This window comes from Marinomonas sp. 63XJN7_7_ISO-PGPR-S23-202 (assembly GCF_056173505.1).
This window is the reverse complement of the sequence record NZ_CM149677.1, coordinates 2,834,302-2,849,237: the sequence shown is the minus strand read 5'-3', so window position 1 is coordinate 2,849,237 and position 14,936 is coordinate 2,834,302. Positions and strand designations below refer to the sequence as shown.

General features: G+C 44.6%; 13 protein-coding genes. 9 read left to right on the top strand and 4 right to left on the bottom strand.

Annotated elements, in window-relative coordinates; all coding sequences use genetic code 11:
- Nucleotides 1-89: 89 nt before the first annotated feature.
- On the bottom strand, nt 90-1,850 hold the full coding sequence (locus AC0VYG_RS13200; protein WP_475449859.1) for a methyl-accepting chemotaxis protein: 1,761 nt from the start codon (nt 1,848-1,850) through the stop codon (nt 90-92).
- Between the two features lie 169 nt (nt 1,851-2,019).
- Complete coding sequence (locus tag AC0VYG_RS13195; RefSeq protein ID WP_475428458.1) at nt 2,020-2,757, bottom strand: hypothetical protein; 738 nt, start codon at nt 2,755-2,757, stop codon at nt 2,020-2,022.
- Between the two features lie 242 nt (nt 2,758-2,999).
- On the opposite strand from AC0VYG_RS13195, the gene AC0VYG_RS13190 reads away from it, so the two are divergent.
- The gene (locus tag AC0VYG_RS13190) at nt 3,000-3,734 is read left to right on the top strand and encodes a response regulator (RefSeq protein WP_475428457.1); all 735 of its coding nucleotides are present in this window, start codon (nt 3,000-3,002) and stop codon (nt 3,732-3,734) included.
- A 177-nt stretch (nt 3,735-3,911) separates the two neighbouring features.
- Nucleotides 3,912-4,613, top strand: coding sequence for a dienelactone hydrolase family protein (locus tag AC0VYG_RS13185; protein ID WP_475428456.1), 702 nt, complete (start codon nt 3,912-3,914; stop codon nt 4,611-4,613).
- Nucleotides 4,614-4,719: 106 nt separating this feature from the next.
- Here AC0VYG_RS13185 and AC0VYG_RS13180 read toward each other — a convergent pair whose 3' ends face one another.
- Nucleotides 4,720-5,826: an ABC transporter ATP-binding protein gene (locus AC0VYG_RS13180; RefSeq protein WP_475428455.1), complete on the bottom strand. Its 1,107-nt coding sequence runs from the start codon at nt 5,824-5,826 to the stop codon at nt 4,720-4,722.
- Between the two features lie 9 nt (nt 5,827-5,835).
- Complete coding sequence (locus tag AC0VYG_RS13175; protein ID WP_475428454.1) at nt 5,836-6,624, bottom strand: IclR family transcriptional regulator; 789 nt, start codon at nt 6,622-6,624, stop codon at nt 5,836-5,838.
- A 208-nt stretch (nt 6,625-6,832) separates the two neighbouring features.
- Here AC0VYG_RS13175 and AC0VYG_RS13170 point away from each other — a divergent pair, with 208 nt between their 5' ends.
- The 7 genes from AC0VYG_RS13170 to AC0VYG_RS13140 are packed head-to-tail and all read left to right on the top strand — an operon-like array spanning nt 6,833 to nt 14,906.
- Nucleotides 6,833-7,708 carry a carbohydrate ABC transporter permease gene (locus AC0VYG_RS13170; RefSeq protein WP_475428453.1) on the top strand — a complete coding sequence of 292 codons (876 nt, stop codon included), beginning with the start codon at nt 6,833-6,835 and terminating at the stop codon, nt 7,706-7,708.
- Complete coding sequence (locus AC0VYG_RS13165) at nt 7,708-8,559, top strand: carbohydrate ABC transporter permease (RefSeq protein WP_475428452.1); 852 nt, start codon at nt 7,708-7,710, stop codon at nt 8,557-8,559. The genes AC0VYG_RS13170 and AC0VYG_RS13165 overlap by 1 nt, the downstream gene beginning before the upstream one ends.
- Nucleotides 8,560-8,564: 5 nt before the next feature.
- Entirely contained in the window at nt 8,565-10,706 is a 2,142-nt protein-coding gene (locus tag AC0VYG_RS13160) for an alpha-galactosidase (RefSeq protein ID WP_475428451.1), read from the top strand.
- On the top strand, nt 10,707-12,470 hold the full coding sequence (locus AC0VYG_RS13155; protein WP_475428450.1) for an IlvD/Edd family dehydratase: 1,764 nt from the start codon (nt 10,707-10,709) through the stop codon (nt 12,468-12,470).
- Nucleotides 12,470-13,276, top strand: coding sequence for an SDR family NAD(P)-dependent oxidoreductase (locus AC0VYG_RS13150; protein WP_475428449.1), 807 nt, complete (start codon nt 12,470-12,472; stop codon nt 13,274-13,276). The genes AC0VYG_RS13155 and AC0VYG_RS13150 overlap by 1 nt, the downstream gene beginning before the upstream one ends.
- Nucleotides 13,276-14,262, top strand: a complete 987-nt coding sequence (locus tag AC0VYG_RS13145) for a 2-dehydro-3-deoxygalactonokinase (RefSeq protein WP_475432543.1) — start codon at nt 13,276-13,278, stop codon at nt 14,260-14,262. The genes AC0VYG_RS13150 and AC0VYG_RS13145 overlap by 1 nt, the downstream gene beginning before the upstream one ends.
- Nucleotides 14,262-14,906, top strand: coding sequence for a 2-dehydro-3-deoxy-6-phosphogalactonate aldolase (locus tag AC0VYG_RS13140; RefSeq protein WP_475428448.1), 645 nt, complete (start codon nt 14,262-14,264; stop codon nt 14,904-14,906). The genes AC0VYG_RS13145 and AC0VYG_RS13140 overlap by 1 nt, the downstream gene beginning before the upstream one ends.
- Nucleotides 14,907-14,936 lie beyond the last annotated feature (30 nt).

Sequence of the window (14,936 nt, the reverse complement as noted above, 5' to 3'; positions counted from 1 at the left end):
GTTCTTCCATAGACGAAAAAACCAACTTGAAGGCAAACAAGTTGGTTTTTAGGCAAGTGAGTCGGTAAGCGAACCGAACTCGACCTCAATTAGAAGTTAGCGATTTTCTTTAAATGACTGTGAGAGTCGTTCTCGTTGTCATTCAGTTGGTACTCATTCACGTCAGCAGCTAATTGATCCGCTTGACTGAGTAAACTTTCAGAGGCAGCAGCGGCTTCCTCTACCAAAGCGGCGTTTTGCTGTGTCATTTCATCCATATTGCTAACGGTTTTACTCACTTCATTCAGTGCAATGGATTGTTCTGATGAGGCATCGGCAATTTCGGTCATAATGTCATTCACTTGTTTGATAGCATTGACAATGTTTTGCATCGTTTCACCCGATTCACTCACCAGCTCATTGCCGTTATTAATGTTATGGGCCGATTCCGAGATTAAATCTTTAATTTCTTTGGCAGCGTTGGCTGAGCGCTGTGCCAAAGATCTAACTTCTGAAGCAACCACGGCAAACCCACGCCCTTGCTCTCCTGCACGAGCAGCCTCAACGGCAGCGTTTAATGCCAATATATTCGTCTGAAATGCTATACCATCGATCATACCGATAATATCTGATATCTTTTGTGATGAGTTATTAATAGAAGACATGGTATTCACCACTTGCTCTATTAATTCTCCTCCTTTTGTTGCGATAGAAACCGCATTTGAGGTCAGTTCATTGGCTCGTTTTGCGTTCTTAGCATTCTGTGAAACCGTACTGGTCATTTCTTCCATGGTAGAGGAGGTTTCTTCTAAACTGGCTGCTTGTTGTTCGGTACGAACAGACAAGTCGCTATTACCTGTGGAGATTTCACGAGCACTCACGTGAACGGTTTCAGAAGCCTGACGTATTTGCACAATAATCTGCGTCATGGTATCGAAAAGTGAATTGACCCCCTCAGAAATCGCCAACGTCCCTTCAAACTTACCTTCAGTGGGAATCCTCTTTCTTAAATCCTTGCCTGAAGCGGCTTCAATTGCAGAATTGACCTGTTTGATGGTTTCTTGCAGTTGTTGTTCAGCAAGTACTTCCTTAGTGATATCGGAGGCAAACTTAACGACTTTGTAAGGTTTACCAGAAGAGTCACGAATAGGGCTGTAGTTCGCTTGAATCCAAACCACACTGCCATTTTTATGCACTCGTGGGAAACGTCCAACAAAATGTTTACCTTGGGATAGATCCTGCCAAAACTTTTTATACTCGTCACCTTTTCTGTAGTGAGAATCCACAAATAAACTGTGGTGTTGGCCTCGAATTTCGTTGATTGAGTAACCTAATGTGTCCAAGAAATTTTTATTGGCATCGAGAATGGTGCCATCCAATTTAAATGCGATGACGGCTTGCGAGGCGGAAATGGCTGCTAATTGACTTTCATAATCAGCATTTTGATTCTTTTTATCAGTAATGTCTGTGGCATATTTAACGACTTTATACGGTTTACCATTTTCGTCAAAAATAGGGTTATAGCTTGCTTCAATCCAAACAGGCTTGCCCTCTTTGGAGTATCGACAAAACTCACCTGCTTGAAACTCGCCTTTTCCGATATTGTTCCAAAAGATTTTGTAGTCTTCACTGGCATAGTATTGAGGGTCAACGAAAATACTGTGATGCTTACCTTGTATCTCTTCTAATGTATAACCAAGGACATTTAAAAAGTTTTCATTAGCGAAGAGGATGTTTCCTTTTAAATCAAACTCTATAATGGCTTGTGAACGTGATATGGCAGCTAATTGACCTTGTAAATTAATTAGCTCATCCTTGTTAACGACGACTTTACTGTCATCTACAGGTGTTGAAAACCAGTTTTTAAACATGATCTAAGCATCCTATCCTAATAGCGGTTTAGTTGGACTTTTTCTGTTTTTTAAAACAATGTAATTTTTTTGTTGGTCTTTGGTTGTGATACAAAATTGATGCTAAATGCCTTATCCTAAGACTAGTAAAAAAAATTCAAAAATCCAAAAATCTTGAGAGAAATACGTTTCAATATGTAAACTCTTTTTTAATCAATGAATTAAGTGCTTTTTTGGCACGGTCAAAGTCAATAGATTGCATGGCGCTTCTCAGTGCGCTCACTTCAGGAAAATCAAACTTTCCTAACCTCTCCTCAATATGCTGATAGCGATCTAAAGAACGTAAATTACAATTCTCAACAAGGTTTAGTAGAAAGACCAGCTCTTCATCTAAGTCCATTTCTTCTGTCTGGCCTAGCTGAGGGAGTGGCGAAGAGGTGGTATCTGACGGTGCTGTGGCCAGAGAAATTTTGTTTGCATGGGGTGTTGTTTGAAAAGAAGGATCTGATGCCTGCTGGCTATGCTTTTCTTCGTTTTTCGCAAAATAGCGTGAGACGGTATTGTTAAAAGCATGACATATCTGCTTTGTTTCCCTCACTTTCTCGGCTAGGCCAGAAGCCACTGAGGAGGGGAGGTGTTTTAATTGTGTTTCTAGATGATTCATATCAGCCGACAGTGCCATAAAGCCAAATGTGGCAAACCCACCTTTTAATATATGCAGCCCTTTTGCTGTCTGATCGTTTATCTCTTCAAGATACGTTACTGCGGTCATGACTTCCTTTTGAAAAGCGAATAAGGCCATTTTATAGGTATCAAACGAGTCTAAAAACCGAGATAAAGCCAGATCAAATGTTGAGTCGCTAATATTAAATCCATTATTTTTGAAGTAATTGATAAAATCCAGTTTGTATGTTTGTTCGCTATCCATTTTATTACCCTTTAACTATTTGATGCATCAAGCTTATTCTATGGGTACCTGCTACGTGCCAAAAAGAGATAGGCTATGATCAGCAGATTGCCACGACACCGAGAGGCTGATGGTAAAAGAGCTTGCCTAGGGCACCGATATTTTTTTTATTTATCTTTGTATCCATTAATGGCGACATAGGGATTCTTCACTATACTCATGATAAAAATAGGTGCTATTTAAGGATTGGACAAGGCCACAGGATGAAATTGATTACGAAAGAATTTGATCATACCCCTATCGTTCTTCTGGTTGATGACCAGCCCTCCGTTGCTTTTATTGTAAAAAAGGTTTTAGAAGGCTATTGCGAGTTGCTTTATGCCTCTCATCTTAGTAAGGCCCATGAGTTGTTGATAAAGAACGAAGTCGATCTGGTGTTGTTAGATATTGAGTTACAAGGAGAAACTGGCTGGGATTTCATTGAACAGCTTAAGTCTGTCTACGAGGTGTCTGATTTGCCTCCCATTATGTTCATTACCAGTCACACTGGCAGTGAGATAGAAGAAAAGGCTTTAGAGCTTGGGGCTGCTGACTTTATTGTGAAGCCCATTGTTCCTGCTATTTTAAAACTGAGGGTTATGAATTTATTAAGAATTAAGGCACTCGACAGACAAACCTTATTCTACAAAAATCAATTGGAAGATATGATAGAGCACTCTGCAATGGTGATGTCTTTTTGGTCACTTAATTGGCAATGTTTGTACTTTCGTGATGGCGATAAGGAATTGGACACACCAGATTCACTGAAATTAGTCGATATTCTTCCCATATCTGTAGCAAGCCATGTGATGCAAGTCAGCACAGAAGAAGGGCACCATCATGTTCAAACACAAACGAATCTAGATGGTATCGAAGGGCTGACGATGACAATACGACACTCTAGTATATTTGGTGATTATGTTTTTCTGTCATTCACACGAGCGTCAGATAACGGTTGATGCTCAAGCTGCAGGTTCTTTGATTGACTTGTGTCATCTGCCAGAAAACCGTAGGGTGAAATGCGTAAATACATCGACATTTATCGAAGTGAGTTTGTGAATCAAAATCGACTAGGTACACTCTCTAAAACATAATGCTATTAGCGTTTAAGCTAAGTTATTGCTTTGGAGGAATTTATGAACGGTTCATTTCAATCTCTTTTTGTCGACAATGTGACTCGTCAGCACTATCAGGCTGATCCTGCTACAACGGAAAAATCACATGTTCAGGTCGTTATATGGCCAACTTTTTCAGGCCTGACACAGTTTGAAAAAGACATTGCAGACCAAATCGCAGCTTTTGGGTACTCTGCAACCGCTTTGGATCTATATGGTACGAATACCCCTGAGGCCATGGAAGATAAGCGTTCCATTATGGGGGTTTTGCTCTCTGAAGAGGCACCATTACATGACTTGCAACGTTCATTAGTGGAAGCGGCTTGCCCAAATGCTTCTGGTAAAACCATTGTGCATGTTGGTTTTTGCTTAGGCGGACGTCTGTCTCTGGAAGCAGGACTTCATTTGACTGGGAGTGCGGGAGCTGTAAGTTTTCATGGCTTAATGAGTTTCTATCGCGGTGCCAAAGAGGACGTCAACCGAGATGTGAAAATTATGGTGCTAAATGGCTATGATGATCACTTAGTCGGCGATGAAGATTCACAGTCAGCGAAGCACTACTGGACAGAGTTAGGCATTGATTTCCAATTTATGGATTTTGGTAATACGATGCATTCTTTTATGCTGCCAAGTGCGAACAATCCAGACCATGGTAGTATGTACAACCCAACGGTTGCTAAGCGTGGCTACCATTATCTAGAACATTTTTTGAGTGAGTTTTAAGCCTAATTAAACGGCTTCTATTCTTAATAATACGATTAAATGCCCTCAGTTGAGGGCATTTTCATATGGCGTCGGTTTTTTGCTGTTTTACTGTGGTTTTATTCTGTTAACCACGCACCGGCACGGGCCGATCAATTAGCGCTTCTCCTTTTTGGTTAAAAAGGTAGCAGTCTTGTTTATTGATACCAACCTCAACAGATTCGCCATTCTTAGTTAAGTTTTGACCACTGGCTTCAATGGTTAGTTTGTGGCCCTTGTGTTCGCCATATAGGAAAGTCGTGCCACCTAAATGCTCTGCAACATCGACTTTAACACTCAATGTAAAGTCGGCGTTTTGTGTGGTTTCACTGACATGTTCAGGTCTCAGGCCAAGTTTTACATGGTCGTTTTTCGCGACCTTGATGCCATCCACTTCTAATTGAATGATTTGTCCTGCAACATCAATGGTGGCAAGGTCGTTGCCATCGATTTCCAATACTTTTGCATCTAAAAAATTCATTTTTGGCGAGCCAATAAAACCTGCGACAAACTCATTGGCTGGGTTATGATAAAGTTCGAGTGGCGAACCAACCTGTTCGACTCTTCCGTCGCGTAGTACGACAATTTTGTCGGCTAAGGTCATGGCTTCGACTTGATCGTGGGTGACGTAAATCATCGATGACTTTAAGCGATTATGTAGCTTAGCTATTTGAATGCGCATGTCGACGCGAAGCTCTGCATCCAAGTTAGATAAGGGTTCGTCAAAAAGAAACACATCCGGTTGTCGTACAATGGCGCGACCAATGGCAACCCGTTGACGTTGGCCTCCGGACAGCTGCTTGGGTTTGCGTTTAAGAAGTGGCTCCAGTTGCAGTATGCTGGCGGCATTGGCCACTTGCTTTTTGATTTGCTCAGGATCGCCTCCTGTCATGCGCAAACCAAAACTCATGTTTTCCTCGACAGTCATATGCGGATACAAGGCATAGGACTGGAATACCATGGCAACACCCCGATCAGCCGGAGCAACATGGTTCATGTTTTGTCCATTGATCTCTAGAGAGCCTTCGGTGATGTCTTCTAAGCCAGCAATTAAACGCAGTAGCGTTGATTTACCACAACCAGATGGACCAACAAAGACGACAAATTCACCATCTTCTAGGTCTAGATTGACCCCATGAATGGTTTCGATGTCATTAAAGCGTTTGATGACGTTTTTTAAAGTTATTGTTGCCATGAAATTACCTTACTGCTTGTCGGAGGCGATGGCCCCCATACGATTGGAGACTTTCAAGCAAGCTTCTTTAACCAGTGCTTGAAAGTGTTGGAAACGCGCGTCATCGACTCGAAATTTCGGGGCGGTGATACTAAGCGCAGCGATGGGGTCGTTTAAATGGTTAAAGATGACCGATGCGGCACATTGAATGCCTTCTTCATGTTCTTCTAAATCCAGTGAAATCTTGCTCTTACGAATGTCGGCCAATCTGGCTTTTAGGTCGTCCGCATTGGTAATAGTGGTCGGTGTATGACGAATAAAGGATTGCGCTTTTATCGCTTCTTCTAGTTGTTCCTCCTTTAGAAATGCCATCATGGCTTTTCCTACGCCAGTACAATAACCGGGGCCTTTTTTACCAACAGCTGAGAATAAGCGTAAGCTTTTTTGGCTTTCCAGTTTGTCAATGTAAATGACATCACCACGGTCTAATACGGCTAAGTGAATGGTTTCACCGGTTTCCTTCCAAAGATGTTTCATTTGATCGGCGGCGATGTCTCTCACATCAATTTTCGACCAAGACTGATGAGCTAACTCTAATAAACCATACCCTGGATGGTAGGTTTGGGCGTCTTCATCGAAGCGTAATAAACCTTTATCGACAAGTGAGAGCAAAATGCGATGGGCTGTTGCTTTAGGTAAATCTGCGCTTTCAACAATCTCGGCGAATCTTAGAGGTATCTCAGACATGCACACCTTCTGGAGCAAGCTTAGTGCTTTATCCAGAGAGGAGCCTCCGCTTTTGGTCTCCGATTTTGTCATGGTAGTTCTCCAAAAAGTAAGCTTAATAATCTTTATATCTATATGTGGAACTCGGTTCCATTATTTTTTTATTAAGTGTTGCAAAAAATGGAACTTTATTCCATTATTTTTTTAGGTGAGTTGTCTGTCAAGAATGATGACCCTTTATTTTAATAAAAATAGTTATAACTCTAACAAAAATAGTAATAAAAATAAGAGGTGGGTTAGCATGCAGAAATTGCATCGCAAACAACAACAATGGATGCCGATTGCCTTTCTTGCGCCGGCCGTCATTTTGTTTTCAGTGTACGTTCTCTTCCCCATTGTTCAGAGTGTTTGGTTAAGCTTCTATCAATGGGATGGGCTTGGTGAAAAAACCTTTGTTGGCTTTGGTAATTATATTGAGTTGTTTCAGGATGGTCAGTTCTGGACCGCATTTGTCAATAATATCTACTGGCTGATTTTTTTCATGTTGGCGCCACCTATTGGGTTATTGCTAGCGTTGTTTTTAAACCAAAAAATGATGGGCATTCGCTTTGTTAAAGCCATGTTCTTCTTTCCTTTCGTTATCTCCCAAGTGGTGGTTGGCTTAGTCTTTTCCTGGTTTTACGATCCGAGCTTTGGTCTGTTCAATAAATTCATTGAATTGTTTGGCTTTCAACCGATTGCGGTCTTGTCGGATCCAAATGTGGTTACCTTTGGCATTATTGCTGCTGGGTTGTGGCCGCAAATTGCCTATTGCATGATTTTGTATCTCACAGGGTTAAACAATCTCAACCCGGATCAAATTGAAGCCGCCCGCTTAGATGGTGCTTATGGCTGGAAAATGCTGCGTCATGTGATTCTTCCTCAGCTAAAGCCAGCGACGTTTATTGCTATTGTGGTTACCGTCATCGGTGCTTTACGAAGTTTCGATTTAGTGGCGACCATGACCTCTGGTGGACCATTTGGTAGCTCCAGTGTGCTGGCTTACTTCATGTACGAACAGTCGATTTTCAATTATCGCGTGGGCTATGGCGCTGCTATTGCCACGGTCTTGTTCCTGATGATGGATATCTACATTGCCTACTTTCTATGGCGCATGCTGAAGAGTGAGAAAGCCTAATGTTTCCTACCCCAATCGAAAAAAGATCATTACCTTTTAATATTAGTTACCGTGTCGCGGTTTGGATTGCCTTAATTTTATGGCTCCTACCTTTGATTGCGGTGTTATTAACCTCAGCGCGTTCTACGGCAGATTTAAATGCGGGAAATTACTGGGGGATTCCCACCCAGTGGATGCTTGTTCAGAACTATGAGCAAGTCTTTACGCAAACTCCCATGCTGCGTTATTTATTAAACTCCATCATTATTACGGTGCCATCTGTGATTGGCGCGGTGTCTCTGTCGACATTAGCTGGATATTCCCTGGCGAAATTTAAGTTCCGTGGGCGTATGGGGTTATTTGCGACTTTTATCGCTGGGAATTTTGTTCCCTTTCAAATTTTAATGATACCCGTACGAGATTTAACCATTCATATGGGCTTGTATGATACCGCCAGTGGTTTGATTTTATTCCATATTGCCTTTCAAACAGGGTTTTGTACCTTATTTATGCGCAACTTCATCGTGGGCTTGCCTGATGAATTGATAGAAGCGGCAAGGGTAGAAGGGGTGAGTGAGTGGAAGATTTTCCGCCATATCGTCTTACCCTTGGTCAGGCCCGCGCTAGCAGCTTTGGCGGTGCTCATTTTTACCTTTGTTTGGAATGATTATTTTTGGGCCTTGGTCTTGGTGCAAAGCGATGATGTACGCCCGATTACCGCTGGTATCGCTGCCTTGAAAGGTCAGTGGATGGCATCCTGGCAGTTAATTTCGGCTGGCTCCATTGTTGCTGCGTTGCCTCCGGTGATGTTGTTTTTTGCCATGCAACGACACTTTATTGCGGGTCTAACGCTCGGTGCAACGAAGGGGTAATGGTGATGAAAAATACACACAATATTGCTCTGTATCGTCAGGATAGACAGAATCAAACGTTGGTGATTGCTTGCCCACAAGATGGCGCGCCAGAATTGCTCTACTTTGGACGAGCTTTACCAAAAGACACTCACTTAAACAGTCTTTATTGGTCTCAGCAGCAAGCAACTCAGCAGGCATCCCTGGACGTACCCGCTCCAATGAGTTTGATTCCTGAAGCAGGCCGGGGGTGGTTGCAATCTCCTGGGGTAGAAGCCAGCGCAGTGGATCGGCCCGCTTGGGCAATGTGTTGGTCACTGTCAAACGTTCATCAGCAAACGGATGGTTTTTTGATTGAGTTGGAAGACACCCAGGCTCAGCTTGCGGTGGCCTTGTCTATTGGTTTGCAACCATCTGGGCTGTTACGGCATCAGTTGACACTGACGAATCAGGGACAAGGGGATATTACCGTTCATCGTCTTGCCTGCACCCTGCCAATGCCACCACATTTTACCCAAATGATGAGTTTTTATGGCCGTTGGTGCCAAGAATTTCAACAACAACGAAGTGAGTGGCAAAGTACTTGGTTGCAAGAGAACCGTCATGGTCGTAACTCTCATGCTAATTTTCCGAGTGTGATTCTGGGCGAGCAGGGTTTTAGTGAAGAGCAGGGGGAGCTGATTGGTGCGCACTTAGCGTGGAGTGGCAACCATCGGCTTAAAGCAGATTACACCATGGAAGGCCATCGGTATTTGCAAGCGGAGGCACTCTATTTACCTGATGAGATCGTGCTAAGTTCCAACCAATCGATCAGTACCCCAGAGTTATTAGCCAGTTACAGTTGTGCAGGACTCAATATGATGAGTCAAGTATTTCATCAACATGCTAGAGAGCGACTCGTGCTAAGCAAGCCCCGTCCGGTGCATATTAATACCTGGGAAGCTTTTTATTTTGACCATGACATAACGCGCTTAAAGGCCCTCGCTGATAGTGCTGCTCATGTTGGTGTTGAACGCTATATCTTAGATGATGGATGGTTTCGAGGGCGCAGTAATGATCAAGCAGCACTAGGGGATTGGTTTGTTGATCAGGAAAAATACCCTAATGGTCTGACGCCGTTAATCAATCATGTCAAAGGACTGGGCATGGAGTTTGGTTTGTGGTTTGAGCCAGAAATGGTGAATCCCGATTCCGACCTTTATCGCTCCCATCCAGAGTGGGTTTTGCAACTGCCACAATACGATGCGGTTCTCGCTCGCCATCAACTGGTATTGAACTTAGCCAAACCAGAAGTGTATGACTACCTACGAGAACGCCTGTTTAGCTTATTAAAGGACTATCCAATTGATTACATTAAATGGGATATGAACCGAGATTACACCCAACCTGGTGGTGAGATCCGCCCCCAAGCCTATGAACAGGTTGTTGCTTTGTATCGTTTGCTTGGTGAATTAAATACTGCGTTTCCAAATTTAGAAATTGAAAGTTGCTCATCCGGTGGCGCTCGCGTGGATTTCGGTATTTTGAACTTTACTAAGCGTTTCTGGGCATCTGACTGTAATGATGCTTTTGAGCGCCACGGTATTCAGCGCGGTTTTAGTTATTTTTTCCCGCCTGAAGTGATGGGCTCACATATCGGGCCGGATCAAAGTCATACCACAAATCGCATCCACGATGTGGCGTTTCGTGCGGGTACCGCCATGTTGGGGCATTTGGGTATTGAGTGGAATTTGTTGGATGCTAATGCTGAGCAAAAAGCGACCATTGCCCGTTGGATCTCTCATTATAAAGCCTATCGTCCAGTTCTGCATTCAGGCCGTAATTGGCGTTTACCCAGCGCCGATGGTCGAGCACAAGCCCAATGGGCGTTGAGTGAGGATGGTCAAGAGGGTCTATTGGTTTATAGCCAATTGACGATGCCGAAACAGGCGCAAACCTTACCCGTTCGTTTACCCGGGCTAGAAGCTGGGCAGAACTATCAAATCAGTGTATTGGAACACAGTCCATTACCTGGGCACTTGATGAAAGCTTTACCTGCGTGGTGGAAAAACGACCTTATTTTAAATGGCGCGACGTTAAGTCAATTAGGACTGCAATTACCGATATTGGATCCAGAATCCTTATTAATGCTGTCTATTCGCGCTGTATCCCGTTTGGAGGCTCAGTAAATGACCGATGCTAAGAAAGACAAAAAGGATAGTCAACCAGTCAATGGCGAGAAAAAACCACTCCGTAGCCAACAATGGTATGGCAAGTTAGATAAGGACGGTTTTATTCATCGCAGCTGGATGAAAAATCAGGGGTTGCCAGACCACAGTTTTGATGGTCGTCCTGTGATTGGCATTTGCAATTCTTGGAGTGAGTTGACGCCTTGTAATGCCCACCTTCGTGAATTAGCTGAGTACGTAAAACGAGGGGTATGGGAGGCGGGGGGAGTGCCTCTTGAATTCCCGGTAATGTCCCTTGGCGAAACACAAATGAAACCCACTGCCATGTTGTTTCGTAACTTGATGAGTATGGACGTAGAAGAATCCATGCGCGCCTATGGAATGGACGGTGTGGTGCTTTTAGGTGGCTGTGACAAAACCACGCCAGCGCAATTAATGGGCGCTTGCTCAGTGGATTTACCGACCATTATTGTCTCATCTGGCCCCATGTTAAACGGTAAATATCGAGGCAAAGACATTGGGTCTGGCACGGATGTGTGGAAATTCAGCGAAGCGGTTCGTGGTGGAAAAATGAGCCTAGATGAATTTATGAGAGCGGAATCCAGTATGTCTCGCTCCCGTGGTACTTGTATGACCATGGGCACTGCCTCGACCATGGCGTGTTTGGTGGAAGCACTGGGAATGTCCTTACCTGAAAATGGCACCTTGCCAGCTGTGGATGCGCGCCGTCAGGCATTGGCGCATTTAACTGGCGGTCGAGTTGTTGAGATGGTCAAAGAAGATCTAAAACCCTCTGATATTTTGACGAAGGCGGCGTTTGAAAATGCCATTCGAGCCAATGCGGCCATTGGTGGCTCCACCAATGCGGTGGTGCACTTGCTCGCAATCGCCGGTCGTTTGGGGGTGAAACTGACTCTCGATGACTGGGATCGCATCGGTGCCGAGATGCCTTGTTTGGTGGACCTAATGCCATCGGGTCGCTTTTTAATGGAAGATTTTCATTATGCTGGTGGTTTTCCTGCGTTAATTCAACGTTTAAGTCACCTGTTTGATATGTCGGCCAATACGGTCTGTGGTGCAAGTTTAGGTGAAATTACCTCTGGTGCGGAGTGTTTCAACGATGAGGTGATTCGCCCCCTTGATAAACCGCTTAGAAGCAATGCGGGGATTGCTGTTTTGCGGGGGAATCTGTCACCGCAAGGGGCGATTATTAAACCCAGCGCTGCGACCCCTGAATTGTTACAGCACACAGGTAAAGCTGTGGTGTTTGAAAACATTGAAGACTACAAAGCTCGTATCGATTCTCCTGAGTTAGCGGTCGACAAAGATTCCCTTCTGGTTCTGAAAGGTTGTGGGCCAAAAGGCTACCCAGGTATGCCAGAGGTCGGCAACATGGCATTGCCCAGTAAATTATTAGAACAAGGTGTCACGGACATGGTGCGTATTAGTGACGCGCGTATGAGTGGTACTGCGTTTGGTACGGTGGTTTTGCATGTAGCGCCGGAGTCGACCATGGGCGGACCATTGGCCTTGGTTCAAAATGGCGATGAAATTACGTTAGATGTGGCAGGTCGTGGTCTGCATCTGCATATCAGCGCGGAGGAAATGGCGAGTCGCAAAGCCGCATGGCAACCAGAAGAGAGCCAATATCACCGTGGTTATGCCAAGTTGTACATTGACCATGTAATGCAAGCGGATGAAGGTGCTGACTTGGATTTCTTAGTCGGTAATAGTGGCTCAAAAGTGAGTAGGGAGTCTCATTAATGTCAAACAATAAAAATAATAACCAGAACCATCTGAATTCGACTCAAGCTTATCCTCAGTACCCCAGTTTGTCGGGGCGTCATGCTTTGGTGACGGGGGGCGCATCGGGGATAGGTGAGGCATTGGTTCGTGCGTTAGCACAACAAGGTTGCTTGGTGAGTTTTTTTGATATTGATCAAATCGCAGGCAAAGCCTTGTCGGAAGAGCTAAACAGCAAAGGGCTGAAAACACATTTTAGCGGAGTGGATTTAACGGACATTGAGACTCTGAAAAGTACGATTAGAGAGCGGATAGCCGATTGGGGAGCGATTCGTCTTCTCGTCAACAACGCCGCCAACGATCAGCGCCATAGTCTGCAAGATTTTAGTTCAGAGCAGTTTGATCAATGTATGTCGGTCAATTTAAAGCCTCACTTCTTCACGGCTCAAGTAGTCGCTCCTGCTATGGCTGAAGCTGGGGGCGGTAGCATTATTAATATGAGTTCTAACTCTTGGATGTTGGGCTTGTCTGGTTACCCAGGTTATGTCACGGCCAAAGCCGGGATTTCTGGTTTAACCAAAGGCTTGGCTCGAGAACTTGGCGGGCAAAAAATTCGGGTTAATACGGTCTTGCCGGGGTGGGTGATGACGGAAAAACAAAAGCGTCTTTGGCTGACTCCAGAAGCAGAAGCAGAACTAATGGTTCAGCAAGCTCTTAAGGAAAAAATTGAGCCAGAAGATGTGGCGGATCTAGTGTTGTTTTTGGGGTCTGACAACAGTCGTATGATTTCAGGACAAAGTCTTGTTGTTGACGGAGGGCGTTTGTGATGACACAGACTCGTCCAGTGTTTGACTCAGATCCTTTTGTGCCTTTGTGTATCGCTGTGGATTGGGGAACGACCAATTTACGTGCTTTTCTAATGGATCAAACTGGACATATCCACGCCCAGAGAAGCAGTGATCGAGGCATGCTAACCCTCAATAGCGACGAGTTTGAATCTGTTCTACAGGATTTTTTAGGCGATTGGTTGCACCCTGATGTGCCTATTTATATGGCAGGCATGGTGGGCAGTCGTGGAGGCTGGCAAGAGGTGCCTTACCAAGTTTGTCCGATGCAACTCGACACACTTGCTGAGCACTTGTGTTGGCTTGATAGTCATTTGCCTTGTGAGGTAGCCATTGTACCAGGGCTTCAAGGGATTGGTATCAGTGGGCATTTCGATGTGATGCGCGGTGAGGAAACCCAGCTGTTAGGGGCGATGGATTGGCTGTATGAACAAGGTCAAGCGGATCAAGCTGTGTTGTGTTGTTTACCAGGCACCCATAGTAAATGGGTACCCCTGTTGAAAGGGGAGGTAACTCAGTTTTCGACCAGTTTTTCGGGGGAAATGTTTGCGCGACTGAACAATGAGTCCAGTTTGGTGAAGGGATTGCCTAAGCAGGGTTCCCTTAATAAAGAAGGCTTTCAACAAGGTCTATTAGCCAGTCAGCAAGCGGGTGGCTTATTGCATCATCTGTTTAGTGTTCGCAGTGACTCTGTTTGTGGACGTTTACCGGAAGAGCAGGTGCGAGATTATCTCTCTGGCATTGTTATCGGTCACGATGTGAACGATATGCTGGCTGCGCAACCGCAACCTATCAGCAGCGTGTTGATTGTTGGTAGCGAACATCTCTGCGAACGATATCAAGTCGCCCTGTCGTTTCATCAGGTAGCTTCTCAATGTTTGGACGCCAGTGAAGCGAGTATTCGTGGTTTAACACGCTTGGCTCGCCAGCAAGTGCGTCAGGAGCAACAAATAGGAGAAAAGAAGTAATGAACACATCTTTTAATGAGTTAATGGCTGAGTTTCCTATGGTTGCCATTTTACGAGGCATTAAACCAGAAGAAGTGGTTGAGCATACTCAAGTGTTAATTGATTCTGGTTTTCGATTGATCGAAGTGCCACTGAACTCGCCGGATGCCTTTACCAGCATTCGCTTATTGCAACGCACTTTTGGTCAGCAGGCATTGATTGGTGCGGGTACAGTTTTAACCATGGTGCAATTGACAGAACTGGTGGCTACGGGCGCTAAGTTGATGGTCTGCCCCCATACGGATGTGGAATTGATTAAGGCTGCGAAAGTCGCAGGCTTGTATGCCATGCCTGGCTTTTTTACGGCGAGTGAAGCTTTTGCCGCACTTCATGCGGGAGCGGATGCCGTTAAATTATTTCCGGCGGAAGCTTTTCCCAACATAAATGTTGTGAAGGCATTGGGGGCGGTTATTCCACAGGATGTTTGGTTATGTCCTGTTGGCGGTGTGACACCAGATAATGTACCAGACTATTTTGCTGTTGGTGCAAAAGGGTTTGGTCTGGGGTCGGCTTTATACAAAAAAGGTCAGTCTGTTGAGGTGACCAAAGTCAATGCCGATGCCTTTGTGGCAGCTTGGAACGATTATAGACAAACATCTGTGTAAGTGACCAGAGAAGAAAAGGTCATAACAAGG

Bases quoted from the DNA above. Each gene is read 5' to 3' on its own strand.
- AC0VYG_RS13200 (WP_475449859.1), bottom strand. From the start codon at position 1,850: ATGTTTAAAAACTGGTTTTCAACACCTGTAGATGACAGTAAAGTCGTC.
- AC0VYG_RS13150 (WP_475428449.1), top strand. From the start codon at position 12,470: ATGTCAAACAATAAAAATAATAACCAGAACCATCTGAATTCGACTCAA.
- AC0VYG_RS13190 (WP_475428457.1), top strand. From the start codon at position 3,000: ATGAAATTGATTACGAAAGAATTTGATCATACCCCTATCGTTCTTCTG.
- AC0VYG_RS13145 (WP_475432543.1), top strand. From the start codon at position 13,276: ATGACACAGACTCGTCCAGTGTTTGACTCAGATCCTTTTGTGCCTTTG.
- AC0VYG_RS13155 (WP_475428450.1), top strand. From the start codon at position 10,707: ATGACCGATGCTAAGAAAGACAAAAAGGATAGTCAACCAGTCAATGGC.
- AC0VYG_RS13170 (WP_475428453.1), top strand. From the start codon at position 6,833: ATGCAGAAATTGCATCGCAAACAACAACAATGGATGCCGATTGCCTTT.
- AC0VYG_RS13165 (WP_475428452.1), top strand. From the start codon at position 7,708: ATGTTTCCTACCCCAATCGAAAAAAGATCATTACCTTTTAATATTAGT.
- AC0VYG_RS13195 (WP_475428458.1), bottom strand. From the start codon at position 2,757: ATGGATAGCGAACAAACATACAAACTGGATTTTATCAATTACTTCAAA.
- AC0VYG_RS13175 (WP_475428454.1), bottom strand. From the start codon at position 6,624: ATGACAAAATCGGAGACCAAAAGCGGAGGCTCCTCTCTGGATAAAGCA.
- AC0VYG_RS13140 (WP_475428448.1), top strand. From the start codon at position 14,262: ATGAACACATCTTTTAATGAGTTAATGGCTGAGTTTCCTATGGTTGCC.
- AC0VYG_RS13160 (WP_475428451.1), top strand. From the start codon at position 8,565: ATGAAAAATACACACAATATTGCTCTGTATCGTCAGGATAGACAGAAT.
- AC0VYG_RS13185 (WP_475428456.1), top strand. From the start codon at position 3,912: ATGAACGGTTCATTTCAATCTCTTTTTGTCGACAATGTGACTCGTCAG.
- AC0VYG_RS13180 (WP_475428455.1), bottom strand. From the start codon at position 5,826: ATGGCAACAATAACTTTAAAAAACGTCATCAAACGCTTTAATGACATC.